The organism is Streptomyces silvisoli (assembly GCF_029269905.1).
GTDB lineage: Bacteria > Actinomycetota > Actinomycetes > Streptomycetales > Streptomycetaceae > Streptantibioticus_A > Streptantibioticus_A silvisoli_A.
Genome location: NZ_JARJBC010000027.1, coordinates 88,808 through 115,127 on the forward strand (window position 1 = coordinate 88,808; position 26,320 = coordinate 115,127).

Here is a 26,320-nt window from a genome sequence, read left to right on the forward strand (position 1 = left end):
CTACGAGACCGGGGCTGACCCGTTCGTGGCGTCCGATCTGCGCCGAACGGACGACTCGGGGCCCCGGCAGGGCGACCAGCCGACCCGGGCCGCCCGTCCATCCGGCGTCACACCCCCGGGCTGACCGAGCTCATGTTGAAGTCAGGGACCCGCAGCGCCGGGGCCGCCGCGCGGGAGAAGTAGTCGCCCCACTCCCGCGGCAGGGTGCGCTCGGTGCGCCCGGCCTCCGTCGCCCGGCCCAGCACGTCCACCGGCGACTCGTTGAAGCGGAAGTTGTTCACCGCCGCGGTGACCTCGCCGTTCTCCACCAGATAGACGCCGTCCCTGGTGAGCCCGGTCAGCAGCAGCGTCGCCGGATCCACCTCGCGGATGTACCACAGGCAGGTCAGCAGCAGCCCCCGCTCCGTCCCGGCCACCAGCTCGTCCAGCGACTTGCCGCCACCGGCGTCCAGCACCAGGTTGTCCACCCCGGGAGCCACCGGCAGCCCGGTCAGCCCCGCCGCGTGCCGGGTGGCGATCAGCCGTTCCAGCACCCCGTCGCGCACCCACTCGGTGCGCTCCAGCGGCAGCCCGTTGTCGAACACCGACGACTCGTCACCCGAGGAGTGCGCCAGGACGAACGGCGCGGCCTCAAGGCCGGGCTCCCGCGGATCGCTGTAGAGGCTGACCGGCAGCTCGGTGAGCTTTTCGCCGACCCGCGTACCACCGCCCGGCCTGCTGAAGACCGTACGGCCCTCCGCGGCGTCCCGGGCGCCCGAGGACCACAGCTGGTAGACGAACAAATCGGCCACCGCGCTCGGCGGCAGCAGCGTCTCGTACCGTCCGGCCGGCAGCTCCACCCGGCGGGCCGCCCACTCCAGCCGCCGCGCCAGCCCCGCGTCCAGCGCCAGCGGATCGACGTCCGTGAAGTCACGGGTGGCCGCCCCGGCCCAGGCCGAGCGGGTGCCGTCCGGGGACTTGGCGTTCAGCTCCAGCGTGCCGGTCGGCTGGTCATGGCGCAGCCGCAGCCCGGTCGAGGTGCCCAGATAGCTGGAGACCATCGAGTGGTGTGCGAAGCCGTACAGTTCACGGCCGCCCGCGCGGGCCGTGGCGAACGACTCGCCCAGCGCGGGGGCGAACGCCGCGAACACCTCGGAGGACGTCTCGGCCGGTGCGCCGGTGAAGTCGGCGTCCACCGCGCCGCCGCCGACCAGCGGCTGCGCGTCCTCCGCCGGGCCGGCCTCGCGGGCCGCCGCCTCCGCCGCGCGCACCAGCGGCTCCAACTCCCCGGCGGTGACAGCGGATCGAGACACCACCGCGGAGGCCGTGCCCTGCGCGCCGTCCACGGTGGCGATCACCGTCAGGGTGCGTCCGCGGGTCACGCCGTTCGTGGTGAGCGCGTTACGGGCCCAGCGCAGATTGGTACTTGACTCCTCGTCAGCGATGACCACACAGCCGTCGGCCCTGGACAGCTCCAGGGCCCGCTCGACGATCTCATGCGGAGCGGTCTGCCGGACGCTCATCGCCCTGCCTCCTGCGCGGTGTTGAGGATGGTGACGCCCCGGAACAGCGCCGAGGGGCAGCCGTGGCTGACCGCGGCCACCTGGCCGGGCTGCGCCTTGCCGCAGTTGACCGCGCCGCCGAGGACGTACGTCTGCGGGCCGCCGACCGCCTCCATCGCGCCCCAGAAGTCCGTGGTGGTCGCCTGATAGGCGAAGTCCCGTACCTGCCCCGCCAGTTGACCGTGCTCGATGCGGAACGCCCGCTGCGCGGTGAACTGGAAGTTGTAGCGCTGCTGGTCGATGGACCACGACCGGTCACCCACCAGGTACAGCCCGCGCTCCACCCGGCCGATCAGCTCCCGCGTCGAGGGACCGCCCTCCGCCGGGCGCAGCGAGACGTTCGCCATCCGCTGCACCGGTACATGGGAGGGCGAATCGGCGTGCGCGCAGCCGTTGGAGCGCTCGAAGCCGCACTGCCTGGCGATCCGCCGGTCCAGCTGGTAGCCGACCAGTGTGCCGTCCCTGACCAGGTCCCAGGACTGCGCGGCCACGCCCTCGTCGTCGTAACCGATGGTGGCCAGGCCGTGTTCCGCCGTGCGGTCCCCGGTCACGTTCATGACCTCGGAGCCGTACCTCAGCTTGCCCAACTGGTCGAAGGTGGCGAACGAGGTGCCCGCGTACGCCGCCTCGTAGCCCAGCGCGCGGTCCAGCTCGGTGGCGTGCCCGATCGACTCGTGGATCGTCAGCCACAGGTTGGACGGATCGATCACCAGGTCGTACGCCCCGGCCTCGACGCTCGGCGCGCGCATCTTCTCGGCCAGCAGCGCGGGGATCTCGGCGAGTTCGGCGTCCCAGTCCCAGCCGGTGCCGGTCAGGTACTCCCAGCCGCGGCCCGCCGGCGGCGCCAGGGAGCGCATCGAGTCGAACTCACCGGAGCGCGGATCCACCGCCACCGCGGTCAACTCCGGGTGCAACCGCACCCGCTGCTGGGTGGTCGTGGTGCCCGCGGTGTCCGCGTAGAACTTGTTCTCCTGGACGGTCAGCAGCGAGGCGTCCGCGTGCGACACCCCCTCGGCGGCCAGCAGCCGGCCGCTCCACTCGGCCAGCAGCTCCACCTTCTCCTTGTCCGGTACGTGAAACGGGTTGACCTGGTACGCGGACACCCATGTGCGGTCCGCGTGCACCGGCTCGGCGGCCAGCTCCACCCTGTCGTGCGAGCCGGCACCGGCGGCCGCGGTGACCTTCGCCGACAGCTTCGCCATCGCCACCGCCTGGCCCGCCACCCGGGCCGCCGCGTCCATCGTCAACTCCACGCCCGACGCGAAACCCCACGCACCGCCGTGCACCACCCGTACCGCGTACCCCGTGTCCGTGGTGTCCGAGGAGCCGGCGAGCCTGGCGTCCCGCAGCCGCCACGAGGCGTTGCGCACCCGCTCGAACCGGAAGTCGGCATGCTCCGCGCCCAACGCCCGGGCACGCGCCAGCGCGGCGTCGGCCAACGCCCGTAGCGGCAGCGCCTGGAACGACCCGTCGATCTCCTGGGTCACGACGGCTCCCCCTTCCCGTGAGGCCTTCCCGTATCGTCCTCGCAGTGAATCATGCCCCTCTGACAGTCCGCTGGCGGCGGGATTCTGTAGGGACCCGACAGTGACTGCCGTCAGCCCCTGTGGGAGGCCGATTCTCCGTGTCCGGCCCGCGACCGATAGTTTCGTAGCGCACAGACGACTAAACGAAAGGGTGGGCCGTTGAGCCGCTCGGTTCTCGTCACCGGAGGCAATCGGGGCATCGGCCTCGCCATCGCCCGTGCCTTCGCGGAGGCAGGAGAAAGGGTCGCCATCACCTACCGGACCGGCGAGCCACCGGCCGTCCTCAGCGAGCTGGGCGTCCTCGCGGTGCGGTGCGACATCACCGACCCCGAGCAGGTCGAGCAGGCCTACAAGGAGGTCGAGGACAAGCACGGCGCGGTCGAGGTGCTGGTGGCCAACGCCGGGGTGACCCGTGACCAGTTGCTGCTGCGGATGTCCGAGGAGGAGTTCACCTCCGTTGTCGACACCAACCTCACCGGCACCTTCCGGGTCGTCAAGCGCGCCGCGCGAGGGATGCTGCGCGCCCGCAAGGGCCGCATCGTGCTGATCTCCTCGGTGGTCGGCCTGCTCGGTTCCGCGGGCCAGGCCAACTACGCCGCCTCCAAGGCCGCGCTGGTCGGCTTCGGCCGCTCGCTCGCCCGTGAGCTGGGCTCCCGCAACATCACCGTCAATGTGGTCGCCCCCGGCTTCGTCGACACCGACATGACCCGCGCGCTCTCCGACGAGCAGCGGGCGGCCATTCTCGGTGGGGTCCCGCTGGGCCGGTACGCACAGCCGGAGGAGATCGCCTCCACGGTGCGCTTCCTGTCCTCCGAGGACGCCGCTTACATCACCGGAGCCGTCGTTCCTGTCGACGGCGGATTGGGCATGGGTCACTGATCGCTATGAGTGGAATCCTCGCTGGCAAGCGCGTCCTGGTCACGGGTGTCCTGACCGAGTCCTCGATCGCCTTCCAGGCGGCGAAGGTGGCACAGGAGGAGGGCGCCGAGGTCATCCTCACCGGCTTCGGCCGACTCTCCCTGGTGGAGCGGATCGCCAAGCGGCTGCCCAAGCCCGCGCCGGTGATCGAGCTGGACGTGACCAACCAGGAGCACCTCGACGGCCTCGCCGACAAGGTGCGCGAGCACGTCGACGGCCTGGACGGCATCGTGCACTCCATCGCCTTCGGTCCGCAGGGCGCCTTCAACTTCCTTGAGGCGACCTGGGAGGACGTCTCCACCGCCGTGCACGTCTCGGCGTACTCCCTGAAGTCGCTGACCATGGCCTGCCTGCCGCTGATGCCGCGCGGCGGCTCGGTCGTCGGCCTGACCTTCGACGCGCAGATCGCCTGGCCGAAGTACGACTGGATGGGCGTGGCCAAGGCGGCGCTGGAGTCCACCAACCGCTACCTGGCCCGCGACCTGGGCGCCAAGAACGTGCGCTGCAACCTGATCTCGGCAGGTCCGATCAAGTCGATGGCCGCCAAGTCCATCCCGGGCTTCGAGGAGCTGGCGGACGTGTGGAACCACCGCGCCCCGATCGGCTGGGACCTGGCCGACCCGGAGCCCGCGGGCCGCGGCGTCGTCGGTCTGCTGTCGGACTTCTTCCCCCGGACCACCGGCGAGATCGTGCACGTCGACGGCGGTGTGCACATGATGGGCGCCTGACGGCGACGCTTCACCGGGGCCCCGGCTCCGCCCTCGGGCGGCACCGGGGCCCCTGCCGTACGCGGCCCGCGAGGGCGTACGCGAGGTGTGGGCCGCCGGTCAGGAGTCGGCGCCGTGGCTGTGTCCTCGCGGGCGGCAGCCCAGGGGGTAGGCGCCCGCCTGGGCCGCCGCCCGCTCGCCGTCCCCGGCGCGGATCGCCTCCACGAGGGCGCCGTGCTCCGCGTAGTTCTCCGGCCGCAGCTCCTCACCGACGTCGGCCCTGATCAGGTCGCGCAACACCTCACCGAGGTCGGCGTACATCTCGGCGAGCACCTCGTTGTGCGCCGAGGCCACCACCGCCAGGTGCAGCGCGGTGTCCGCGTCCACGAACGCCTCGGCGTCGCCGGACTCCCACGCCCGCTCCCGGCGGTCCAGCGCCTTGTCCAACTGCGACAGGTCGCGCTCGGTACGGCGCGCGGCGGCGAGCCGGGCCGCCGCCGCCTCCAGCACACCGCGGACCTCGGCGAGCTGGCCCCGGTCGGTGTCGGCGAACCGGCGCTGCATCACCCCGGCCAGTTCACTGGTGGCCAGCACATACGTGCCCGAGCCCTGCCGGATGTCCAGCAGCCCGTTGTGCGCCAGCGCGCGCACCGCCTCGCGCACGGTGTTGCGGGCGACCCCGAGCTGCTCGACCAGCTCGGGCTCGGTGGGGATGCGGGAGCCGACCGGCCACTCGCCGGAGGTGATCTGGGTCCGCAGCTGGGCGATCACCAGGTCGACCAGGGCGGAACGCCGGGGCGCGGTCAGCGGCATGACTCTCCTCGTGGGACTCGCGAACACGGAGTCTGGCAAACAACTGGACAGGCAATCATCCTATGATTCTATGATGAGGGTATGCGCGATGACGAGACCCTCATCCAAGAACGCCAGGCAGCCGTGGCGACCGCCACGGGACCGGCGGCCGACCGGCCCCTGTCCGCCTGGACGCGTCGGCTCGTGGTCATCGGCATGATCGCCGCCGCGCTCAACCTGCGACCCGCGATCACCAGCCTCGGCGCCCTGCTGGAGGAGGTCCGCGACGGCCTGCACATGAGCGGCACCGTCGCCGGACTGCTCACCTCGGTGCCCGCCCTGTGCTTCGCGGTCTTCGGCGTCGCCGCGCCGCGGCTGGCTCGCCGCTTCGGGCCGGGCGCGGTGGTGTGCGCCGGAATGGCCGCCATCGCCGCGGGGCTGGGGCTGCGGCCGCTCGCCGGAGGGACGCCGGTGTTCCTCGCCGCCAGTGCCCTCGGGCTGGCCGGCATAGCGGTCAGCAACGTGCTGATGCCGGTCATCGTCAAGCAGTACTTCCCGGACCGCGTCGGCCAGATGACCGGTCTGTACTCCATGGCGCTCGCCCTCGGCACCGCGATAGCCGCGGCGGCCACCGTCCCCATCGCCCATGCGCTGGGCGGCAGTTGGCGGCTCGGCCTGGGCGTGTGGGCGGCGTTCGCCGCGATCGCCGCCCTCCCCTGGCTCGGGCTGATACGCGACCGGTCGAGCGGCGCGTCGGCCTCCGCCGCCCCCGCGCCGGAGAACCAGGGGATACGTATCACCCGTAGCCCCACCGCCTGGGCGCTCGCCTGCTACTTCGGGCTGCAGGCCACAGGCGCGTACATCACCATGGGGTGGCTGCCGCAGATCTTCCGTGACGCCGGGGTCTCGGCGAGCACCGCGGGCGTGCTGCTGGCGGTCACCATGGTCATGGGCGTGCCGCTGTCCTTCGTGCTGCCCGCGGTCGCCGGGCGGATGCGGCACCAGGGGGGCCTGGTGGTGGTCCTGGCCGCGTTCGGTCTCGCGGGGTACGCGGGACTGTGGCTCGCCCCGGGGGCGGCGCCGCTGGCGTGGGCACTGATGCTCGGCGTGGCGAACTGCGCGTTCCCGCTCGCGCTCACCATGATCGGCATGCGGTCGCGCAGCGGCCCCGGTGTGGTCCGGCTGTCCGCCTTCGCGCAGAGCGCCGGCTATCTGCTCTCCATACCCGGGCCCATCCTGGTCGGCACGCTCTACCAGCGGTCCGGCGGTTGGGGTCTGCCGATCGCGCTGATGGCCGGGCTCATGGTGCCGCAGATCATCGCGGGACTGTTCGCCGGGCGCAGCCGCCACATAGAGGACGAGGCCCGGGCGGAGGGATGACACCCCTGCCGGGACCCGTGTGCGGGACCGTCAGGAAGTGGTGCGACACTGGGCCGCATGCCAGTGCTCGAACCCAACCCACCGAAGCCGCAGAAGAAGCTCCTGCTGGTCTTCGGCCTCATGCTCGGTGTCCCCGCCGTAGTCGCCGTGATCGCCTCCTTCGCCGCCCACTACGGCTGACCGACGCCCTGGCCTGCCCGGTCAGGGTCGGGGGTGGGGTTGTCCCCACCTCCCCTAGGGGGTCAGGGTCAGGGTCAACTGGGTGGAGTGCCGGATGGGTTGGCCTGCCGCGGCTGCGTAGCGTCGTCAGTACACCGAGCGGAGCGCGCGGTGTACAGCGACCGACGAAGCCACGCGATCCGGGAGGCGGTTTCCATGGCGGCCATCCGTACCCAGCCGAGGTCAGCGCGACCGCGCGCCAGCCGGGTGCCGACCAGACTGCCCTGGTGGGCGGTGGCGCTGCCCGCCGTCGCCTTCGCCGGGCTGCTGGCCCTGGTCGCCGACCCGGCGCACGCGGCCGCACCAGTGCCCGCACAGCCCCTGGACGAGCTGCTCGGCCGGCTCACCGAACTGCTGCCGCGTCTGCTGTCCCACCTGCTCTGACCGTACGTACTCCCGCGCCCGCCGCCGAGATTTCTGCGAAGCTGAAGGGCATGAGCGACGCAACGCCCCGAAGGATCATTCTCCTCCGGCACGCCAAGGCCGACTGGCCGGACGTGCCCGACCGGGACCGGCCGCTCGCCGAACGCGGACGCAAGGAGGCGCCCGCCGCCGGAGTGTGGCTTGCCGGAACGCGCATCATGCCCGATCTCACCCTCTGCTCACCGGCGGTCCGTACCCGCGAGACCTGGAAGCTGGTCGCGCACGAACTGCCGCAACGCCCCAAGACCGTCTACGAGGAGCGGCTCTACGAGGCCAGCCTCGGCGAACTCATCGCGGTGATCAACGAAACCCCCGAAGAGGCCGCCGATCTGATGCTGGTCGGCCACAACCCCGGGATGCACGCGCTCGCCGACGCCCTCGCGGGCACAGTGGAGGGCGACGCGCTGACACGGATGGCCAGAAGCGGCTTCCCGACCTCGGCGATCGCCGTGCTGACGTTCACCGGATCATGGAAGTCCGTGGAGCACGGGGTCGGACGCCTGGTGGAGTTCTGGGCTCCGCGGCCCTGAGAAAGCGGTCGTCCCAGGCTCCGTGAGCCTGGGACGGGGAGTTCCGGGCTCGGCGAGCCCGGGCGGGACGCGATGTGCGCCCTCCGGCACTGGTGGGTTACGAGTCCCCGGGCGCGGAGGCGGGGTCGCGGGGCCGGGGTTACGACTCGATGTGCAGTTCGGCGGCCTCGATCTCCTCGCGGGTGATGCCGAGCAGGTACAGCACGGTGTCGAGGAACGGCACGTTGACCGCCGTGTCCGCGGCCTGTCGGACCACCGGCTTGGCGTTGAAGGCGACCCCGAGACCTGCCGCGTTCAGCATGTCCAGGTCATTGGCGCCATCGCCGACCGCCACCGTCTGGGCGAGCGGCACCCCGGCCTCCGTCGCGAAGCGGCGCAGCAGTCGGGCCTTGCCCGCCCGGTCCACCACCTCGCCGGTCACCCGGCCGGTGAGCTTCCCGTCCACGATCTCCAGCGTGTTGGCGGCGGCGAAGTCCAGGCCGAGCCGCTCCTTGAGGTCGTCGGTGACCTGGGTGAAGCCACCGGAGACGATGCCGACCTGGTAGCCGAGGAGCTTGAGGGTACGGATGAGGGTGCGGGCGCCCGGGGTCAGCCGTACCTCGGCCCGGACCTTGTCCACCACCGAGGCGTCCAGGCCCTCAAGCAGCGCCACCCGGGCGTGCAGCGACTCGGTGAAGTCGAGCTCGCCGCGCATCGCGGCCGCCGTCACCTCTGCGACCTGCTCCTCACAGCCCGCGTGCGCGGCGAAGAGTTCGATCACCTCGTCCTGGATGACGGTGGAGTCCACGTCCATCACGACCAGCCGCTGCGCCCTGCGGTGCAGGCCGGAGGCGACCACGGCCACGTCCACACCGCGGTGTGCCGCCTCAATGGCGAGCGCGGTGCGCAGTTCCTCTGTGGGGGCGCCGGAGACCATCAACTCCACTGCCGTCACCGGGTACTTGGCGAGCCGGAAGATACGGTCGATGTTGCCGCCGACCTCGGTGATCCTGGCCGCTATGGCGGCCGCCGACTCGGCGGTGAGCGGATGGCCGAGCACGGTCACATGGGAACGGCCCGCCGCGCGGGGGCGGTTGTCGCCGGTGCCCGAGATGATTTCGGCCTGCATCTTGATCGATTCGGCCCAACTGTGCACGGTGGCGCGGAGGTCGCCCTCCGTGGCGGGGCCGCCGGTGGGCGCGGTGACCAGGGCGCAGAGCACTATGCGGCCTCGGGTGACGACCTGCTCGATGTCGATGACGTCCACGCCGAAGGCGGCGAGGGTGTCGAAGAGGCCAGCGGTGATGCCGGGGCGGTCCTTGCCGAAGATCTTGACCAGGAGAGTCGGACCGGTCTCGTGCGCGGCCGCCGCGCTCGCGGCGGAGGTGACCGGAGCGGCGGGGGCAGGTTTGGGCTGCGAGTCATCCATGGTGTGACCACCGTATCCGGAGGGGCCGTGGGGGCTCGCGTTTGGGGTTGGCGGTGCGTTTCGGGTGGCGGGGGTATGCCCGCCCGCCTGTCGCCCTCGGCCCTCGCGGTGCCGTTGCACGGCCGGGGCGGGGCTCGGTTCGCGGCCGCGCTGCGTGTGCGTGGGCTGGGGATTCGCGCCCACCCGTTTGCCGTGCGGCTTTGCCTGCCGTCGCACGCGGTTCGTTACGGGTCGGGGGTGCGCCGGAGTGTCTCCTCACCCCGCGTTGTCGGCCGCGGGTGCTTCGCGGTGCCGCTGCGGGGACCCCCGGCCCGGCCCTCCTGCGGTGCCTCGCGAAGAGGGCGGGCGGGTGGCCGCAAACCACCCGTAGCGCGCAACGGCAACCCCAAAGGCTGAAGGGCGATCGGGCGGGGTGGGGAACCCCGTAGGGCAAACCCACCGTGCCCCCTGGCGCACAACGGCTGAGCCCGAAGCTCAGCGGCGGACCCAGCGGAGCGCCAGCGCGCCTGCGGCGCCGGCCACCGCACCCCATGCCGCGCCCAGAAGGGCCGCGAGCGCGAGGGACGGATGCAGTGTGAGCGCGGAGCCCACCGCGTCGAAGCCGAAGACGGAAAGGTCCGCGTTGACGTTGAAGGCGGTCAGCCAGGCCACCAACGGCACCGCACCCGCCCCCACCAGCGCCAGCCGCCCCGCGCACCCCCCGACGTAGCGCCACCGGGAACCGTCCACCGACGGGGTGCGGGACGCCGTCAGCACCCCCGCGGCCAGCATCATGACCGCTGCCGCCACCGGCAGCAGCCACATCCGCCCGTCGACCTGGGCCAGCCGGGCCACCGTGATCGAGCGTTCGCCGCCCCCCGTACCCAGCACCACCTCCAGTGGATGCGGCAGCAGTACCGACAGCGGTCCGGACGCGTTGCCGTACCAGGGCACGAACAGCCCCAGCGTCGCTCCGAGCCACACCCCGTTGGGCGCCCCGAGCAGTGCGCTGCCGACCACCCGCCCGGGGTGGCCGTCGGTGATGGCCGAGTACACCGCGGTGGCCAGCCCGGCTACCACCGCCGCCAGCAGCATCACGCACACTGCCCACACGGCGGGCCGTACCGCCGCCCAGCCGGGCGGCAGCGGGACGGCCCGGGAGGCCAGCAGTGCGATGGCCAGCACCGCCAGCACCCAGATCAGCCCACCGGTCATCGAGGCGCCGATGTCGGCCCGGAAGCCGACCGACGTCTTGTCCTTGACCAGGTGACCGAGACCGTTCAGCAGGCCGCCGCCGAGGTTGCCGAGGTCTCCGATGCCGGGCAGCGTGCCGAGTATTCCCCCGGTACCGCCGTTGCCGTTGCCCAGCACGGCACCGTTGATCGAGATCGTGGAGTGCCCGGCCCAGGCCAGCCCGCCCAGTACGAGGAAGAACAGCGCCGCCACCGTGCCGGTGCGAGCGGCCACCTCCGGTGCGCCGACCGGCCCCCTGGCCTGCCGCAGCGACCGTAGGACCACCCACGCCAGCAGCAGTGCCCCGACCAGGCCGACACCGAGCGGAATGATGTCGATGGTGCCGCGCGCCGCCGCGCCGCTGATCCCGAAGACCGTCACATCGCCGGACGGGCTGACCTTGCCGCCCACCGCCATGGTGACCACGGCAGCGGTCATCGGTCCCAGCGACCCCTGGGCGTCCGCGCCGAGCAGGTGCAGGCCCAGTGCCGCGACCGCTGCCATGGCCGAATACGACCACCCCACCGCCGAGAACGCGGTGAGCAGCACATTGCCCCAGGGCACCGCGCGCTGGGTGGCGGGGGCGGTGTCGTGGCCGTCTCTCGCCTGGTAACCGTCAGTGTCGCCGCTGGTCATCGCGACCCCCGGTCGGAGAGTTGCCCGGATCGTCCAGACTGTGGCGATCCGTAGGCGCTTTCCACTCTCCGAGGCCGTATCGGTGGAGTCAATTCGGCGGTGTCGCGATGGTTCGGTGAGGGCGACTTTCGGTTACGTAGCAGAGCCTGAAATAGTTCCTCCCGATGTTCGACATCCCTAGACTTCCCCGGCGTGGGGGATCACTCGGGGGACAACCTTGTGGGGCATGGAGTGCCGGAACTCGTACTGGAACTGAACGGACAAACCTGGACGCTTGACGCGTCCAGGTCATATACATTGGGTCGTGACCCACAGGGTGATGTGGCGCTCGACGACGCCCGCGTCTCCTGGCGGCACGCCACCATCCGCTGGGGCGGGCGCAGTTGGGTCGTGGAGGACCTCGGCAGCACCAACGGCACCTATGTGCGGGGGCAGCGCATCCAGCAGATGGAGATCGGTCCCGGCGCCACGGTCCACCTGGGCAACGCCACCGACGGCCCCCGGCTGGCCTTCACCGCCGCACAGCCGGTGGCCGCCCCCGCGCAGGCCGCGTCCGCCGCCCATCAGGCGCCCGCGCAGGCCGCGCCCGTGGCGCACCAGGCGGCCGCCCCGCAGCAGCACGCGCCCGGCGGCTGGGCCGACCAGCCGTCCGCACAGCGGCAGTTCCCGCAGCAGCAGGCGGCCTGGGGCGCCCAGGCGCAGCACGCGCAGCCGCCGCAGGCACACGTACCGCCGCAGCAGGAGCAGCGGCCCGCCGCGCAGCCGCACGGCGACCGCAGCCCGACGACCTTCCACCACCTCGCGGTGGGCCGGGTGATGCGGATCGGCCGTGCCCTGGACAACGAGTTGGTCGTCTCCGACCTCCAGGTCTCCCGCCACCACGCGGAGTTCCGCGCCCACCCCGACGGGCGCATGGAGATCGTCGACCTCGGCAGCCACAACGGCACGTACGTCAACGGCCAGCCGGTGCAGCGGCATCTGATCGGCCCGAACGACATCGTCGGCGTCGGCCACTCCACGTTCCGCCTGGTCGGCGACCGGCTTGAGGAGTTCGTCGACACCGGCGCCGTCTCGTTCTCCGCGCGCCGGCTGACGGTCCAGGTCCCGCAGGGCGGCACCACCAAGACGATCCTGAAGGACGTCTCCTTCGGCGTCCCGGAGAAGTCGCTGGTCGGCGTCATCGGCCCGTCCGGATCCGGCAAGTCCACGCTGCTGCGTGCCCTCACCGGCTACCGTCCGGCGGACCAGGGCGAGGTGCTCTACGACAACCGGAACCTGTACAAGCAGTTCGCCGAGCTGCGCCAGCGCATCGGCCTGGTGCCGCAGGACGACATCCTGCACAAGGAGCTGACGGTCCGCCGGGCGCTGCGCTACGCCGCCAAGCTGCGCTTCCCCGGTGACACCGCGGCCGAGGAGCGCAACGCCCGGATCGAGGAGGTGCTGCGCGAACTCAAGCTGGACATCCACGCGGACAAGCGCATCACCTCGCTCTCCGGCGGTCAGCGCAAGCGCGTCTCGGTCGCCCTCGAACTGCTCACCAAGCCCTCGCTGATCTTCCTCGACGAGCCCACCTCGGGCCTCGACCCGGGCATGGACCGCGATGTGATGCAGCTGCTCCGCGGCCTCGCCGACGACGGGCGCACGGTGCTGGTGGTCACCCACTCGGTGGCCGAACTCGCGCTGTGCGACCGGCTGTTGGTGATGGCGCCGGGTGGCTCGGTGGCGTACTTCGGCCCGCCGGACGAGGCGCTGAACTTCTTCGGCTACGAGAGCTGGGCGGACGTCTTCCAGGCCTTCGAGAACTACCGCGACTACGACTGGTCGGGCCGCTGGCGCGGTTCGCAGCACTACCAGATGTACGCGGCCGACCTCGACGCCGCCGCTCCGCAGCAGGCCGCGCCCGTCGCACCGCAGCAGAGCAGGCCGCAGAAGCCGCAGAGTTGGGGCTCGCAGCTGGGCACCCTGATCCTGCGCTATGTGTCGGTGATCGCCTCCGACCGGGGCTTCATGGGCCTGATGGTCGTGCTGCCCGCGGTGCTGGGCGTGGTGAGCGTGGTCATCCCCGCGAAGTACGGCCTGGGACCCGGGCCGGTGAAGGGCGGCTTCGCCTGGAACAAGGACGCGGGCACGATCCTGATGATCCTCACCGTCGGCATGTGCTTCTCCGGCGCGGCCAACTCGGTACGAGAACTGATCAAGGAACGGGTGATCTACGAACGCGAACGGGCCGTCGGCCTGTCCCGTTCCGCCTACCTGATGTCCAAGGTCATCGTGCTCGGCGTGATCACCGCCATCCAGGGCGTGATCATCTGCGGGATCGGCTTCGCACCGCGCGCCATGCCCACCGAGGGCGTGATCTTCCACGACGCGCCCGCGGTCGAGATGACCCTGATGGTCATCGGCATCGGCTTCACCTCGATGATGATCGGCCTGGTCATCTCCTCGCTGGTCAAGACCGCCGAGAAGACCATGCCCCTGCTGGTGATGTTCGCCATCGTCCAGGTGGTCTTCACCGGCATCCTGTTCCAGTTGTTCAACAAGCCCGGCGTGGAGCAGGTCGCCTGGCTGATGCCGTCCCGCTGGGCGCTGGCGGGGCTGGCCGCCACCGCCGACCTGAACAACCTCATGCCGTGGGACCCGCCCGTTCCGCCGGACCACGCGGGCAGCGTGGACGCGCTGTGGAAGCACACCGCGGCCGCCTGGTCGCTCGACATGGCGGTCCTGCTGCTGCTCGGCGTGGCCTGCGGCCTCGCGGTCGCACGGCTGCTGCGCCGCCACGAGCCCGAGGTCATGCGCGAGAAGTGACCGGTACGCACGGCGGCGGCACCCGCGCAGGGGGTGCCGCCGCCGTCGCGTTTCCGCGCCCTACGGCAGCAGCAGGTTGACGTCGCCGAACTCGTGCCACCGATAGCGGTACCGCACCGCCTCCTGGTAGACCCGGTCCAGCAGTTCGGCACCGGCCACCGCCTCCAGCATCAGCAGATGGGAGGCCTCCGGCTCGTGCAGCCCGGTCAGCAGGCCGTCCACGACGCCCACCCCGCGCTCCGGGGTCACCACCAGATCCGTCCACCCGGCCGCCGCCCGCACCCGGCCCCGCCCGTCCCCGGCCGACTCCAGCGCCCGCACCGCCGTGGTGCCCACCGCGACCGCCCTGCCGCCGCCCGCTCTCGCCGCGTTCACCAGCCGTGCCGTGGTCTCCGGCACGGCGAACCGCTCGGGGTACGGCGGTTCGTGCGCCTCGGCAGAGGCCACCCCGGTGTGCAGCAGCAGCGGGGCGATCTGCACGCCCCGGCTCACCAGCGCGGTCACCAGGGACGGGGTGAACGGTCGGGCGGCGCTCGGCATCTCCGCCGAGCCCAGACCATCGGCCGACGGCACGCCGAACACCGTCTGGTACGCGGACAGCGGCTGGTCCCGCTCGGTGTACCCGTACCGGATCGGCCGCCCGAACCGGTACAGGTACGCCACCGGGTCGGCCATCGACACCGAGGCGATCCACAGTCGGGCGGGCCGCGGTCCCAACGGCTCCTCCAGCACCAGCCGTCCGCCCCCGGCCAGTTCCAGCACCGCGTCCGGCGGCCCGTCCAGCCGCGGCCCGGTGGTGCCCCGCCCGTCCGGGGTGCGCGGCTCCACCGCCCAGCGGCCGTCGTCCAGCCGGGTCGAGAAGTGCACCACGAGCCGCTCCCCGCGGTGCACGGCGTCCACAGCGGCGGGCAGCGTCCGCGAGGTGTTGACCACCAGCACGTCCCCGGCCCGCAGCAGCGACGGCAGATCGCGGAACGCGGCGTGCTCCACCGCCCCCGAGGACCCGCGGCCCACGACCATCCGCACCCCGTCCCGGCGCCGCGGCGGTACCCGGGCGGACAGCTCGGGCGGCACCCGTACCGCCCGTACCCCCCTCACCGTCGCACCGCCAGCAGCGCCGCGGCCGTGTAGCGGCCGCTGTCCGGCCGCTCGTCCAGCAGCCGCAACAACGCCGGAACCACGGATTCCGGCGCGGGGCGGTCCGCCTCGTCCGGATCGTCCGGGACCGCCCTGGCGTACAGGTCGGTGCGCATGTCGCCCGGATCCACCGACCACACGCGAAGCCCTGGCTCCTCCACCGCGAGCACCGCCGAGAGCTGGTCCAACGCGGCCTTGCTCGCCCCGTAACCGCCCCAGGTCCCATACGCCTCCACGGCGGCGTCCGAGCTGACGTTGAGCACCGCGCCCCCAAAGGCGCGCAGCAGCGGCAGCAGGACCTGCGTCAGGGCCAGCGGCGCCACCACGTTCGTCTCCAGGGCCTCGGCCAAACCCGTCAACGGCAGGTCGGCCAATCGGACCAGCGGCTCCGCGCCCAGTGCGCTGGCGTTGTTCACCAGCAGGTCGAGGCCGCCCAACTCCCTTGCCGCCGAGGCCAGTTCGCGGCGGTGGCCGGGATCCGTCACATCGCCGGGCACCGCCACCACCCGCCCCGGCCCCAGCAGTTGACCGGCCGCGGCGCGCAACCCGGCGGCCGACCGCGCGTCCAGCACCAGGTCCCAGCCCCGCCCGGCCAACGCCGCCGCAAGTGCCCTCCCGAGCCCCTTCGACGCACCAGTGATGATCGCGACAGGCATGCCCGGCTCCCTCCGGTCGGCGCCGGACCCGACGCCCGGCGACGTCGCCACGCTAGGCACCGGCGGACCCCGGCCGCCTCGGCCGCCCGCCGCACCCCACCAGGGCACTTCGGCCTACGCCCCGGGGACCAGCCCCCGCCCGCCGCCGGTCCGATGCCGCTGTCAGTGGCCGCCGGTACGGTGAACACATGTCCAAGGGGTCCGCACGCGACGAGATCGACGCGGTGAGCGCCGCGGTGCTGGCGATCAGCCGCCACCGTGAGATGCGGGACGTCCTCCAGACCATCGTCACGTCCGCCCGTGAACTCGTCGGCGCCAGGTACGCGGCGCTGGGCGTCTCCGACGACCACGGCGGTTTCGCGCAGTTCGTGGTCGACGGCGTCAGCGACGAGCAGTGGAAGCGGATCGGCCCGCTGCCCCGCCAGCACGGCATCCTCGCCGCCATGCTCCAGGAGGCCGCCCCGCAGCGCCTCGCGGACGTACGCACCGACCCCCGCTTCGGCGGCTGGCCCGGCGCCCACCCCGAACTGGCCGACTTCCTCGGAGTACCGATCATGGACGGGGACGGGGTTCTCGGCGCCCTGTTCCTGGCCAACGAGGAGTGCCCCGACCCGCACAAGGGCTGCGCCTTCACCGACGACGACGAGGCACTGCTGCGCACCCTCGCCGCGCACGCCGCCATCGCGCTCACCAACGCCCGGCTGTACGAGCGAAGCCGCGAGCTGACCATCGCGGGGGAGCGGGCCAGGATCGCCCACGAACTGCACGACGCCGTCTCCCAGAAGCTGTTCTCGCTGCGGCTCACCGCCCAGGCCGCCGCCGCCCTGGTGGACCGCGATCCGGACCGCGCCAAGGGCGAGTTGAAGGAGGTCGCCCGGCTCGCCGCCGAGGCCGCCGACGAACTGCGCGCCGTCGTGGTCGAGTTGCGCCCCGCCGCGCTCGACGAGGACGGCCTGGTGGCCGCCCTGCGCACCCAGGTCCAGGTGCTCAACCGGGCGCACACCGCCCGGGTCGCCTTCACCGCCCACGCCGTACGCGCCCTGCCCTCGGCCCAGGAGGAGGCGCTGCTACGGGTCGCCCAGGAGGCGCTGCACAACGCGCTGCGGCACGCCGACGCCCACACCGTCGACGTGCTGCTCGAAGGCCGGGGCGGGGGCGCGGTGCTGCGGGTGCGCGACGACGGCCGTGGCTTCGAGCCGACCGCGGTGCGCAGGGCCGGCCGCCACCTGGGCCTGGTCTCGATGCGGGACCGCGCGGCGGGAGCGGGCGGCAGGCTGACCGTGGACTCGGCTCCCGGCAGGGGGACCGTCGTCGAGATGGAGGTGCCCGGTGGCTGAACCGAGCGAGCCCCGGACCGGGGGCGGCGTCATCAGGGTGCTGCTGGTCGACGACCACCAGGTGGTGCGCCGGGGCCTGCGGACGTTCCTTGAGGTCCAGGACGACATCGAGGTGGTCGGTGAGGCGTCCGACGGGGACGAAGGGGTCCTTCGCGCCGAGGAATTGCGGCCCGACGTGATCCTCATGGACGTCAGGATGCCCGGCACCGACGGCATCGCGGCGCTGCGCAAGCTCCGTGAACTGGACAACGGGGCACGGGCGTTGGTGGTCACCAGCTTCACCGAGCAGCGCACGGTGGTGCCCGCGCTGCGTGCCGGCGCCGCCGGGTACGTGTACAAGGACGTCGCCCCCGACGCGCTGGCCGACGCGATCCGCTCGGTGCACGCCGGGCATGTGCTGCTGCAACCGGAGGTGGCCGACGCGCTGCTGGCCCGCGAGGGATCCAACGGCGCCCAGGGGCGGGGGAGTTCGCTCACCGACCGGGAACGCGAGGTGCTCGGCCTGATAGCCGACGGACGGTCCAACCGCGAGATCGCCCGCGCGCTGGTGCTCTCCGAGAAGACCGTCAAGACCCACGTCTCCAACATCCTGATGAAGCTGGACCTCGCCGACCGCACCCAGGCCGCGCTGTGGGCGGTGCGGCACGGGATAGGAACCTGACGGGTTCGCAGCCAACCGGGCTGAGATTCATACCGTCGGGTGTATGTCGCCCGGATGGCGCAACCGATGGTTTCGTCGGCCGTTCTCCATGGCGTGCCCGCCGCGACCGCGCGGGCGCACCACGCTAGGAGGAACGTAGAAGTGTTTAACCTGAAGAAGGCCGCGGCCGTGTCCGCCCTCGCCGGTGGTATCGCCCTCGTCGGCGCTGGCGCCGCTTCCGCCTGCTGCCCCCAGGCCCATGGTGAGGCCGTGAAGTCGCCGGGTGTTCTCTCGGGCAACCTGGTCCAGGTGCCGGTGAAGGTGCCGGTGAACGTCAACGGCGACACCATCAACGTGGTCGGCATCGGCAACTCGGCCTTCGACAACCACTCGGTGAACGAGTAACCATCGAACGGAAGTACTGACCGCGTCCGCGAGTCCGTTCCTGGTCAGCGGCCCCGGAGGGCATCCACCTCCGGGGCCGTTTCGTGCGTTCGGCACCGCTGTCCACTTTGCGCCGTCTGGTGGTATCAGAGGTGGAACGCGTGTCATCGGGGCTGTAGAGGCGTTTGGTCCGGTGTGGCTCCGCAGCAGCGGCCACGGAACGACAAGAGGAGCATTTTCCATGCACACTGCCAAGAAGGCTGCCCTCGTCATCGCGGCGGCCGGTGTCGCCGCGGGCGCGTCCGCCACGACCGCGTCCGCGCACGACCAGCACGCCACCTCCTGCAGCAGCGTCGCGGCGGCCAAGACGGTCCTGTCGCCGGGCCTGATCTCGGGGAACGCAATCCAGGTCCCGATCAACGTCCCGATCAACCTGGTCGGCAACACGGTGGACGTCATCGGCATCCTCAACCCGGCCTTCGGGAACACCGGCGTCTGCAGCTGACCCCACCCCCTCCGGCCCCGCGCCAGCGCGGGGCCGGCCGCGTTTCCGCTCGGCGCCGGGGGCCGTCCGGCCCCTCCCGCTCGCGTGCTGCGGCTTGGCCCGCGGAGGCGTGGGACGGAGAACTCCTCTCGCCGCGACGGCGGGCAACCGCGACGGGGTGGCCCGGCGGTCCCCCGGCCAGGCCCCGCCCCGGCCGCCTCCCGCCCCCGCGCAGCGCCCGCCCAGGGAACCGGTCCCGCGCCCGGGGCTACTCCGCCCGGCGGCGTTCCGCCTCCTCCACATACGCGTTGTACGCGGCCACCTGCGCCCTGCGGGCGGTGCGTTCCACCGGCCGCAGCAACTCCGCGCGAGCCGCCATCTGCGAGGCACTCACCGCCGTACCGTGCTCGGGACCGGCCTGGGCGTTCTGCGCGATGGACGTCAACGCCCCCACCCGCTGGGCCAGTTCGAGTACCCGCGCCGCCCGTGGCGGATATCCGGGCGCCAGCACCTCCCTGCCCCGTTCCACCCGCGCGCGGTAGGCGTCCAGCGCCGCCTGCGCGGCCGGGCCCGCGCCCGCCACGTCCAGCTGGGTCAGCGCCGCCGTCGCGTCCCGCAGCGCCTCCGCCAGCTCCCGCTCCGCCTCGCCCAGCGAGGGCACATCGGCGGGCGGCGCGTCCCGTACCTCCAGACAGTGCCAGAGCACCTCCACATGCCGGTCGTCTCGCGGCCCCGCCTCTGTGACCTCGGGCACCAGCCCGAGCGCCGCCGCGCCGACGGCGATCACCGCCTCGCCCGCCGCCAGGGCCCGGGCGTTGAACTCGGCCGGCCCGCTCAGTCCCAGCGGATGCCCCGGCACCGGCAACGCGAGCCGGAAGCCCGACACCCCCAGCGCACGCAGCCGCCCGAGCCCGAGGGTCAGCCCGACCGGACCGTCCTCGCCGGGCAGATCGAGGAGCCGGTGCACGGAATCACCGCCGACGATCTCCTCCGCCGCGTCATCGGGAGCGGCAAAACCACCAATTAGGGCATTTCCCCATGCCGTCATACGTCCTGAGCGAGGTTCCTGAAGCATCCACCCAGCCTAGGGACAGGACCGCCCGACACGTGGCGTAGGTTTTCCTTCGGGGCTGCACCCTCGACGACGAGATCGCAACAGGCAATAGGGGAGACAACGCGCTCATGAGCGATGTACTGGAGCTGGTGGACGTATCCGTGGTCCGCGACGGACGGGCTCTGGTGGACCAGATCTCCTGGTCGGTCGCCGAAGGGGAGCGCTGGGTGATCCTCGGCCCCAACGGCGCGGGCAAGACCACCCTGCTCAATATCGCCTCCAGCTATCTGTTCCCCACCAAGGGCGACGCCGTGATCCTCGGCGAGAAGCTCGGCAGCGTCGACGTGTTCGACCTGCGCCCCAGGATCGGTGTCGCGGGCGCCGCGATGGCCGACAAGATGCCGCGCCGCCAGACCGTCCTGGAGACCGTGCTCACCGCCGCGTACGGCATGACCGCGCACTGGCGGGAGAGCTACGACCGGTCCGACGAGGACCGCGCCCGGCTGATCCTCGACCGGCTCGGCATGGCCGAGTACGCCGACCGCAAGTTCGGCACCCTCTCCGAGGGCGAGCGCAAGCGCACCCTGATCTCCCGCGCGATCATGACCGACCCCGAACTGCTCCTGCTGGACGAGCCCGCCGCCGGTCTTGACCTCGGCGGCCGTGAGGACCTCGTGCGCCGTCTCGGGCGGCTCGCCCGCGACCCGATCGCGCCCTCGATGATCATGGTCACCCACCACGTCGAGGAGATCGCCCCTGGCTTCACCCACGTCCTGATGATCCGTCAGGGCAGGGTGGTCGCCGCGGGTCCGATCGAGTTGGAGCTCAACTCCCGCAATCTGTCGCACTGCTTCGGCCTGCCGCTGATCGTGGAGCGCCGCGCCGACCGCTGGACCGCGCACGGCCTGCCGCTGACCTGACCCTCAACCCCCGGGCGCCCAGCGGGCGCTCCCTGTTCCGGGCTTGACCGCGCGGCCTACCATGGCGGGGTGGACACTTGGGTGTGGTGGCTGGTCGCCGCGGCCGCGTTGGGCATCCCGTTGGTGATCACCGCGCTGCCGGAGTTCGGCATGATCGCGGCCGGTGCTGTCGCCGCGGCGATCACCGCTGCCCTCGGCGGCCCCCTCATGCTCCAGGTCGTGGTCTTCGCCGTCGTCTCCGTCGCGCTCGTCTCGGTGGTACGCCCCATCGCCAACCGCCACCGCACCACGGGTCCCGCGCTGCGCACCGGAGTTGAGGCGCTGAAGGGCCGCCAGGCGGTGGTCCTGGAGAGAGTCGACGGCGACACCGGCCGGATCAAACTCGGTGGCGAAATCTGGTCCGCTCGGTCATACGACGCCGATCAGGTCTTCGAAGCCGGACAGAAAGTCGACGTCATCGAAATCGACGGAGCGACCGCGGTCGTCCTGTGAACGGCTGACCGCCCGCGGAATTACGGGAATTCGCCGGTCCCGCAGCTTCCGCGGCCGAGGTCTGACAGACTTGATCACAACCATCGGACAGCGGCGCGTGGTACGGAGAGTGGTCGTGACCCCCATCATCATCGTCCTGGTCATCCTGGTGGTGCTCGTCTTCATCGCACTCATCAAGACGGTCCAGGTCATCCCGCAGGCGAGCGCCGCCATCGTCGAGCGCTTCGGCCGGTACACCCGCACCCTCAGCGCCGGTCTGAACATCGTTGTGCCATTCATCGACACGATCCGCAACCGAATCGACCTTCGCGAACAGGTCGTGCCGTTCCCGCCGCAGCCCGTGATCACCCAGGACAACCTGGTGGTCAACATCGACACCGTCATCTACTACCAGGTGACCGACGCCCGCGCCGCGACCTACGAGGTCGCCAGTTACATCCAGGCGATCGAGCAACTCACCGTCACCACGCTGCGGAACATCATCGGCGGCATGGACCTGGAACGCACCCTGACCTCCCGCGAGGAGATCAACGCGGCACTGCGCGGTGTGCTCGACGAGGCGACGGGCAAGTGGGGCATCCGCGTCAACCGCGTCGAACTCAAGGCCATCGAACCGCCCACCTCCATCCAGGACTCGATGGAGAAGCAGATGCGCGCCGACCGTGACAAGCGCGCCGCGATCCTCACCGCGGAAGGCATCCGGCAGTCCCAGATCCTCACCGCCGAAGGTGAGAAGGCCTCCGCCGTGCTGCGCGCCGAAGGTGACGCCCGTGCCGCCGCGCTGCGCGCCGAGGGTGAGGCCCAGGCGATCCGCACCGTCTTCGAGTCCATCCACGCGGGCGACCCCGACCAGAAGCTGCTCGCCTACCAGTACCTGCAGATGCTGCCGAAGATCGCCGAGGGCGACGCCAACAAGCTCTGGATCGTGCCCAGCGAGATCGGCGACGCCCTCAAGGGCCTCGGCGGCGCCCTCGGCAACTTCGCCCCGCCCACCGGCGGCGGCAACCCGGGCGGCAACAACGGGTCGGCGAGCCCCCGGCGGGAGACCCCCCGTCTCGACAAGGAGTGACCACGTGGCGAGCGCCGTCAGGCCGGAACGGCGAGCCAGTCCGGCAGGTCGGTGTCGCCCCGCAGCCCGAGCGCGAGCAGCAGCGCGTCCGCCGGGGTCGGCTCGAACGGCTGGGCCAGCAGCCGCATCCCGGCCTGCTCCGGCGTACGGTCCGCCTTGCGGTGATTGTCCGCCGCGCAGGCCGCCACCGTGTTGAGCCAGGTGTCCCGCCCGCCGTGCGAACGCGGCACGACATGGTCCACCGTGGTCGCCCGGCGTCCGCAGTACGCACACCGGTGCCGGTCCCGTACCAGTACCCCGCGCCGCGACCACGGCGCCCGTTGTCGAAACGGAACCCGCACATAGCGGCAGAGCCTGATCACCCGCGGCACCGGAACATCCACCTCCGCCGCACGGATCCGCAGCCCGGGATGCGCCTGCTCGACCACGGCCTTGCCCTGCATCACCAGCACCACAGCACGCCGCAGCGACACCGTCGACAGCGGTTCGAAGCTCGCGTTCAGTACCAGCGTCTCGCGCATCCCGCCCACCTTCCGGGGCCCTTCCCCGCCCCTATGGCGAGGTGGCACCACTGTGGCCGGAGCATCCCCTGCCGAACAAGGTAATTTGCTCAGTTCACCAAGGATTCGACGGAATGTCGTGCCGACGACACGGGAAGTAAAAAGCTCCGGACGCCCTCCCCCCGTGGAAAACAAGGGCGCCCGGAGCAACGGCAGCCAGCGCGGGCACCGGATCACGCCATGCGGACCCGGCTCCGGCAGACGGCGGACGAAAACCCGCCGCCCCCGCCACTGCGGTGCCAACCGCCCGGTGACCAAGACCAGATCACCTGGCACACACCACTGTGCGGCCCAACTCGCCACGGCGCAACGGAATTTCCGGCGCGCCGAAGGTCAGCCCGCCGCAGGCTCCTCGTACTCACCGATCAACTGCCCGCGGGCGATGGTGTGGAAGCGCAAATTGAAACCGACCACCGCCGGGGTGGCGTCGGCGTCCGGCCCGAGCTTCTCGGTGTCGACCGCGTACACCGTGAAGACATACCGGTGCGGACCGTCACCGGGCGGCGGCGCCGCGCCCCCGAAGTCCCGCGTCCCGTAGTCGTTCCGCACCCGCACCGCACCGGCGGGCAGCCCCTCGAACTTCCCGGAGCCCGCACCGGCGGGCAGTTCCGTCACCGTCGCCGGAATGTCGAAGACCACCCAGTGCCAGAAGCCGCTGCCGGTCGGCGCGTCCGGGTCGTAGCAGGTCACGGCGAAACTCCTGGTCTCCGCCGGGAAGCCCTCCCACCGCAGGTGCGGCGAGGTGTTCCCCTTCGCGTAGACCTGCGCGTCACCGAGCCGCTCGCCAGGCCGCACATCGTCGCTCACCACCGTGAACGACGGCACCGCCGGGTGGAAGTCATGGGGGAGTGGCCGCCTCTTCTGCTCGGTCACCTGGATACCTCCTGATCGCAGCTGATCCTTCGTCGGCCACCCTAGGGCTTCGCCGACCGCCGCCCGTGCCGGGCTCGCCTACCGCTAGGCTCGTACGACATGATCGCCGCCACCGACCGGACCCCGCTCGACCGCTCGTTCTTCGACCGGCCGGTACTCGACGTCGCACCGGACCTACTCGGTCGAGTACTGGTGCGGAACACTCCGGACGGCCCGATCGAGCTGCGCCTCACCGAGGTCGAGGCCTACGCGGGCCCCGCCGATCCCGGCTCGCACGCCTACCGGGGCCGCACCGACCGCAACGCCGTCATGTTCGGCCCGCCCGGCCATGTGTACGTGTACTTCACGTACGGCATGTGGCACTGCATGAACCTGGTCTGCGGTCCGGAGGGCACCGCCAGCGCCGTACTGCTGCGCGCCGGGCAGATCACCGCGGGCGCCGACCTCGCCCGCAAGCACCGCCGCACATCACGCCGCGACACCGACCTCGCCCAGGGCCCGGCACGACTGGCCACCGCACTTGACGTGGACCGGGCGCTCGACGGCAGCGACGCCTGCTCCGAGGATCCGGACGGCTCCCCGTTCCGGATACTGACCGGCACCCCACCCGCCCCGGACACCATCCGCAACGGCCCGCGCACCGGCGTCGGCGGCGACGGCGCAGCCCACCCCTGGCGCTTCTGGACCGACGCGGACCCCACCGTCAGCCCCTACCGGCCGCACACCCCGCGCAAGCGCCGTTCATAACCGCTTGCCGGAACCGCGTAGGCTCGTTCACGCTGCGGAGGCGGCACAGACAAACGACATGTGGCCGGACGGACACACGTCGAAGCAACAGACACAGGGAGACACACGACCGTGACCGACATCGTCGACGAGCTGCGGTGGCGAGGGCTGATCGCCGTTTCCACCGACGAGGACGCACTGCGCAAGGCGTTCGCGGACGGCCCGGTCACGGTCTATTGCGGCTTCGACCCGACGGCTCCCAGCCTCCACCTGGGCAACCTGGTGCAGATCCTCACCATCCGGCGCCTCCAGCAGGCGGGCCACCGCCCGCTGGGCCTGGTCGGCGGAGCCACGGGTCTGATCGGCGACCCCAAGCCCACGGCCGAGCGCACGCTCAACGACCCCGAGGTCGTCGCGGGGTGGGTACAGCGGCTACGCGCCCAGATCGAGCCGTTCCTCTCCTTCGAGGGACCGAACGCCGCGATCATGGTGAACAACCTGGACTGGACGTCCGGGATGTCGGCCATCGAGTTCCTGCGTGACGTGGGCAAGCACTTCCGAGTCAACAAGATGATCGCCAAGGAGGCCGTCGCCCGGCGGCTCAACTCCGACGCCGGCATCAGCTACACCGAGTTCAGCTACCAGATCCTCCAGGGCATGGACTTCCTGGAGCTGTACCGGCGGTACGGCTGCACCGTCCAGACCGGCGGCAGCGACCAGTGGGGCAACCTCACCTCCGGCATCGACCTGATCCACCGGGTCGAGGGCGCCAACGTCCATGCCATCGCCACCCCGCTGATCACCAAGGCGGACGGCACCAAGTTCGGCAAGACGGAGAGCGGCACGGTCTGGCTCGACCCCGAGATGACCACGCCGTACGCCTTCTACCAGTTCTGGCTCAACGCCGACGACCGGGACGTCCCGCAGTTCCTGCGCATCTTCAGCTTCAAGTCGCGCGAGGAGATCGAGGAGCTGGAGCGCCTGACCGTGGAGCGCCCGCAGGCACGTACCGCGCAGCGGGCGCTGGCCGAGGAACTGACCACCCTGGTACACGGCGAACGGCAGACGGCCGCCGTCATCGCGGCGTCCAAGGCCCTCTTCGGCCAGGGCGAACTGGTCGACCTCGACGAGCGGACGCTGGCCGCCGCCCTGGCGGAGCTGCCGTACGCGAAGGTGCCCGCCCTGGCTCCGGTGGTCGACCTGCTGGCGGAGGTGGGGCTCGTCCCCAGCAAGTCCGCGGCCCGGCGCACCATCAAGGAGGGCGGTGCCTACGTGAACAACGTGAAGGTTGAGGCGGAGGACACGGTTCCGTCGGCGGATGACCTGCTGCACGGGCGGTGGCTGGTGCTGCGTCGCGGCAAGAAGAACCTGGCCGCGATCGAGGTCAGCGGGGCCTGACGGCCGAAAGTTGGAGTTTGGGCGGGCTGGAGACTTGACTCCGGCCCGCCCAACGCCTAACGTAGCCCGAGCCGCTGGATAAGGAGAGCCGAACGGCGTGGTCACTCAGACCGCCGGGGCCCCTTGAGAAGGCAGCCAGCCACTACCGACTCATCGCGACCCCGAACAGGGTGTAATTCCCTTGTCGAGAATCGCGGTAAAGTAGTGGCCGCCAACAGGCCCGGAAACGAGGACCGGAAACGGAAATCGAATCTGGTACGGTTGGAAAAGCCGGAAAGCGAAAGCCAGAAGGTGAATCCCGCCAGCGGGAATCGGGTCCGAAAAGATCTGATAAGCTGGAGAAACCGAAGGGAAAGCCCGGAGGGGCCGGTGAGACGGTCTCGAAGGAAGCTTCCGTTCCTTGAGAACTCAACAGCGTGCCAAAAGTCAACGCCAGATATGTTGATACCCCGTCCATCTCGGACGAGGTTCCTTTGAAGAAATAACACAGCGA

The 26,320-nt window shown here is 71.4% G+C and carries 27 protein-coding genes; 16 read left to right on the top strand and 11 right to left on the bottom strand.

Annotated features, from left to right (window positions below):
* Positions 1–107 precede the first annotated feature (107 nt).
* Together P3G67_RS31070 and P3G67_RS31075 are read right to left on the bottom strand one after the other, a co-directional pair.
* Positions 108–1,502, bottom strand: coding sequence for a metallopeptidase TldD-related protein (locus tag P3G67_RS31070; RefSeq protein ID WP_276096466.1), 1,395 nt, complete (start codon positions 1,500–1,502; stop codon positions 108–110).
* Positions 1,499–3,028 carry a TldD/PmbA family protein gene (locus P3G67_RS31075; protein WP_276096467.1) on the bottom strand — a complete coding sequence of 510 codons (1,530 nt, stop codon included), beginning with the start codon at positions 3,026–3,028 and terminating at the stop codon, positions 1,499–1,501. The genes P3G67_RS31070 and P3G67_RS31075 overlap by 4 nt, the downstream gene beginning before the upstream one ends.
* A gap of 198 nt (positions 3,029–3,226) precedes the next feature.
* On the opposite strand from P3G67_RS31075, the gene fabG reads away from it, so the two are divergent.
* Positions 3,227–3,946, top strand: coding sequence for a 3-oxoacyl-[acyl-carrier-protein] reductase (fabG, locus tag P3G67_RS31080; RefSeq protein ID WP_276096468.1), 720 nt, complete (start codon positions 3,227–3,229; stop codon positions 3,944–3,946).
* 5 nt (positions 3,947–3,951) lie between these two features.
* Positions 3,952–4,713 (top strand): enoyl-ACP reductase FabI, encoded by a 762-nt coding sequence (gene fabI / locus P3G67_RS31085; RefSeq protein WP_269854533.1) that lies wholly within the window; start codon positions 3,952–3,954, stop codon positions 4,711–4,713.
* Positions 4,714–4,812: 99 nt separating this feature from the next.
* On the opposite strand, the gene P3G67_RS31090 is transcribed toward fabI, so the two are convergent.
* Entirely contained in the window at positions 4,813–5,505 is a 693-nt protein-coding gene (locus P3G67_RS31090; RefSeq protein ID WP_276096469.1) for a FadR/GntR family transcriptional regulator, read from the bottom strand.
* A gap of 81 nt (positions 5,506–5,586) precedes the next feature.
* Between P3G67_RS31090 and P3G67_RS31095 the strand changes: the two genes are divergently transcribed.
* The 4 genes from P3G67_RS31095 (at position 5,587) to P3G67_RS31110 (ending at position 8,036) form a co-directional block, all read left to right on the top strand.
* Positions 5,587–6,864, top strand: coding sequence for a CynX/NimT family MFS transporter (locus P3G67_RS31095; protein WP_276096470.1), 1,278 nt, complete (start codon positions 5,587–5,589; stop codon positions 6,862–6,864).
* Positions 6,865–6,921: 57 nt separating this feature from the next.
* A complete protein-coding gene (locus tag P3G67_RS31100) occupies positions 6,922–7,044 on the top strand; it encodes an SGM_5486 family transporter-associated protein (protein ID WP_269854536.1) in 123 nt (40 codons plus the stop codon).
* A 195-nt stretch (positions 7,045–7,239) separates the two neighbouring features.
* Positions 7,240–7,467 carry a hypothetical protein gene (locus P3G67_RS31105; protein WP_276096471.1) on the top strand — a complete coding sequence of 76 codons (228 nt, stop codon included), beginning with the start codon at positions 7,240–7,242 and terminating at the stop codon, positions 7,465–7,467.
* A 50-nt stretch (positions 7,468–7,517) separates the two neighbouring features.
* The gene (locus tag P3G67_RS31110) at positions 7,518–8,036 is read left to right on the top strand and encodes a SixA phosphatase family protein (protein ID WP_276096472.1); all 519 of its coding nucleotides are present in this window, start codon (positions 7,518–7,520) and stop codon (positions 8,034–8,036) included.
* 139 nt (positions 8,037–8,175) lie between these two features.
* Here the strand turns inward: P3G67_RS31110 and serB are convergent, their stop codons facing one another.
* Positions 8,176–9,444 carry a phosphoserine phosphatase SerB gene (gene serB / locus P3G67_RS31115; RefSeq protein WP_276096473.1) on the bottom strand — a complete coding sequence of 423 codons (1,269 nt, stop codon included), beginning with the start codon at positions 9,442–9,444 and terminating at the stop codon, positions 8,176–8,178.
* A gap of 474 nt (positions 9,445–9,918) precedes the next feature.
* Positions 9,919–11,292 (bottom strand): streptophobe family protein, encoded by a 1,374-nt coding sequence (locus P3G67_RS31120; RefSeq protein ID WP_276096474.1) that lies wholly within the window; start codon positions 11,290–11,292, stop codon positions 9,919–9,921.
* A gap of 231 nt (positions 11,293–11,523) precedes the next feature.
* On the opposite strand from P3G67_RS31120, the gene P3G67_RS31125 reads away from it, so the two are divergent.
* A complete protein-coding gene (locus P3G67_RS31125; RefSeq protein WP_276096475.1) occupies positions 11,524–14,097 on the top strand; it encodes an FHA domain-containing protein in 2,574 nt (857 codons plus the stop codon).
* Between the two features lie 60 nt (positions 14,098–14,157).
* Here P3G67_RS31125 and P3G67_RS31130 read toward each other — a convergent pair whose 3' ends face one another.
* Positions 14,158–15,195 carry an S-adenosylmethionine:tRNA ribosyltransferase-isomerase gene (locus P3G67_RS31130; protein WP_276096476.1) on the bottom strand — a complete coding sequence of 346 codons (1,038 nt, stop codon included), beginning with the start codon at positions 15,193–15,195 and terminating at the stop codon, positions 14,158–14,160.
* On the bottom strand, positions 15,192–15,890 hold the full coding sequence (locus P3G67_RS31135) for an SDR family NAD(P)-dependent oxidoreductase (RefSeq protein ID WP_276096477.1): 699 nt from the start codon (positions 15,888–15,890) through the stop codon (positions 15,192–15,194). Before P3G67_RS31135 ends, P3G67_RS31130 begins: the two co-directional genes overlap by 4 nt.
* A gap of 188 nt (positions 15,891–16,078) precedes the next feature.
* Here P3G67_RS31135 and P3G67_RS31140 point away from each other — a divergent pair, with 188 nt between their 5' ends.
* The 4 genes from P3G67_RS31140 (at position 16,079) to P3G67_RS31155 (ending at position 18,756) form a co-directional block, all read left to right on the top strand.
* Complete coding sequence (locus tag P3G67_RS31140) at positions 16,079–17,227, top strand: GAF domain-containing sensor histidine kinase (RefSeq protein WP_276096478.1); 1,149 nt, start codon at positions 16,079–16,081, stop codon at positions 17,225–17,227.
* The gene (locus P3G67_RS31145; RefSeq protein ID WP_276096479.1) at positions 17,220–17,888 is read left to right on the top strand and encodes a response regulator; all 669 of its coding nucleotides are present in this window, start codon (positions 17,220–17,222) and stop codon (positions 17,886–17,888) included. Before P3G67_RS31140 ends, P3G67_RS31145 begins: the two co-directional genes overlap by 8 nt.
* A gap of 141 nt (positions 17,889–18,029) precedes the next feature.
* Positions 18,030–18,272, top strand: coding sequence for a chaplin (locus P3G67_RS31150; protein WP_269854546.1), 243 nt, complete (start codon positions 18,030–18,032; stop codon positions 18,270–18,272).
* Positions 18,273–18,492: 220 nt separating this feature from the next.
* Positions 18,493–18,756, top strand: coding sequence for a chaplin (locus P3G67_RS31155; protein WP_276096480.1), 264 nt, complete (start codon positions 18,493–18,495; stop codon positions 18,754–18,756).
* Positions 18,757–19,003: 247 nt separating this feature from the next.
* Here P3G67_RS31155 and P3G67_RS31160 read toward each other — a convergent pair whose 3' ends face one another.
* Complete coding sequence (locus P3G67_RS31160) at positions 19,004–19,810, bottom strand: hypothetical protein (protein WP_276096481.1); 807 nt, start codon at positions 19,808–19,810, stop codon at positions 19,004–19,006.
* Between the two features lie 107 nt (positions 19,811–19,917).
* Here P3G67_RS31160 and P3G67_RS31165 point away from each other — a divergent pair, with 107 nt between their 5' ends.
* From P3G67_RS31165 to P3G67_RS31175, 3 genes are all read left to right on the top strand, one after another.
* Complete coding sequence (locus P3G67_RS31165) at positions 19,918–20,709, top strand: ABC transporter ATP-binding protein (RefSeq protein WP_269854549.1); 792 nt, start codon at positions 19,918–19,920, stop codon at positions 20,707–20,709.
* Between the two features lie 69 nt (positions 20,710–20,778).
* Positions 20,779–21,201, top strand: a complete 423-nt coding sequence (locus tag P3G67_RS31170; RefSeq protein ID WP_276096482.1) for an NfeD family protein — start codon at positions 20,779–20,781, stop codon at positions 21,199–21,201.
* A gap of 115 nt (positions 21,202–21,316) precedes the next feature.
* The gene (locus P3G67_RS31175; protein ID WP_269854551.1) at positions 21,317–22,270 is read left to right on the top strand and encodes an SPFH domain-containing protein; all 954 of its coding nucleotides are present in this window, start codon (positions 21,317–21,319) and stop codon (positions 22,268–22,270) included.
* 17 nt (positions 22,271–22,287) lie between these two features.
* Here the strand turns inward: P3G67_RS31175 and P3G67_RS31180 are convergent, their stop codons facing one another.
* Together P3G67_RS31180 and P3G67_RS31185 are read right to left on the bottom strand one after the other, a co-directional pair.
* Entirely contained in the window at positions 22,288–22,791 is a 504-nt protein-coding gene (locus P3G67_RS31180) for an HNH endonuclease (RefSeq protein WP_276096483.1), read from the bottom strand.
* A gap of 372 nt (positions 22,792–23,163) precedes the next feature.
* Positions 23,164–23,703, bottom strand: a complete 540-nt coding sequence (locus P3G67_RS31185; RefSeq protein ID WP_276096484.1) for a YbhB/YbcL family Raf kinase inhibitor-like protein — start codon at positions 23,701–23,703, stop codon at positions 23,164–23,166.
* A 99-nt stretch (positions 23,704–23,802) separates the two neighbouring features.
* Here P3G67_RS31185 and P3G67_RS31190 point away from each other — a divergent pair, with 99 nt between their 5' ends.
* Both P3G67_RS31190 and tyrS read left to right on the top strand, forming a co-directional pair.
* Complete coding sequence (locus P3G67_RS31190; RefSeq protein ID WP_276096485.1) at positions 23,803–24,450, top strand: DNA-3-methyladenine glycosylase; 648 nt, start codon at positions 23,803–23,805, stop codon at positions 24,448–24,450.
* Positions 24,451–24,561: 111 nt separating this feature from the next.
* A complete protein-coding gene (gene tyrS, locus P3G67_RS31195; protein ID WP_276096486.1) occupies positions 24,562–25,827 on the top strand; it encodes a tyrosine--tRNA ligase in 1,266 nt (421 codons plus the stop codon).
* A gap of 142 nt (positions 25,828–25,969) precedes the next feature.
* On the opposite strand, the gene P3G67_RS31200 is transcribed toward tyrS, so the two are convergent.
* A partial coding sequence (locus P3G67_RS31200) for a hypothetical protein (protein ID WP_276096487.1) occupies positions 25,970–26,320 on the bottom strand: 351 nt, incomplete at its 5' end.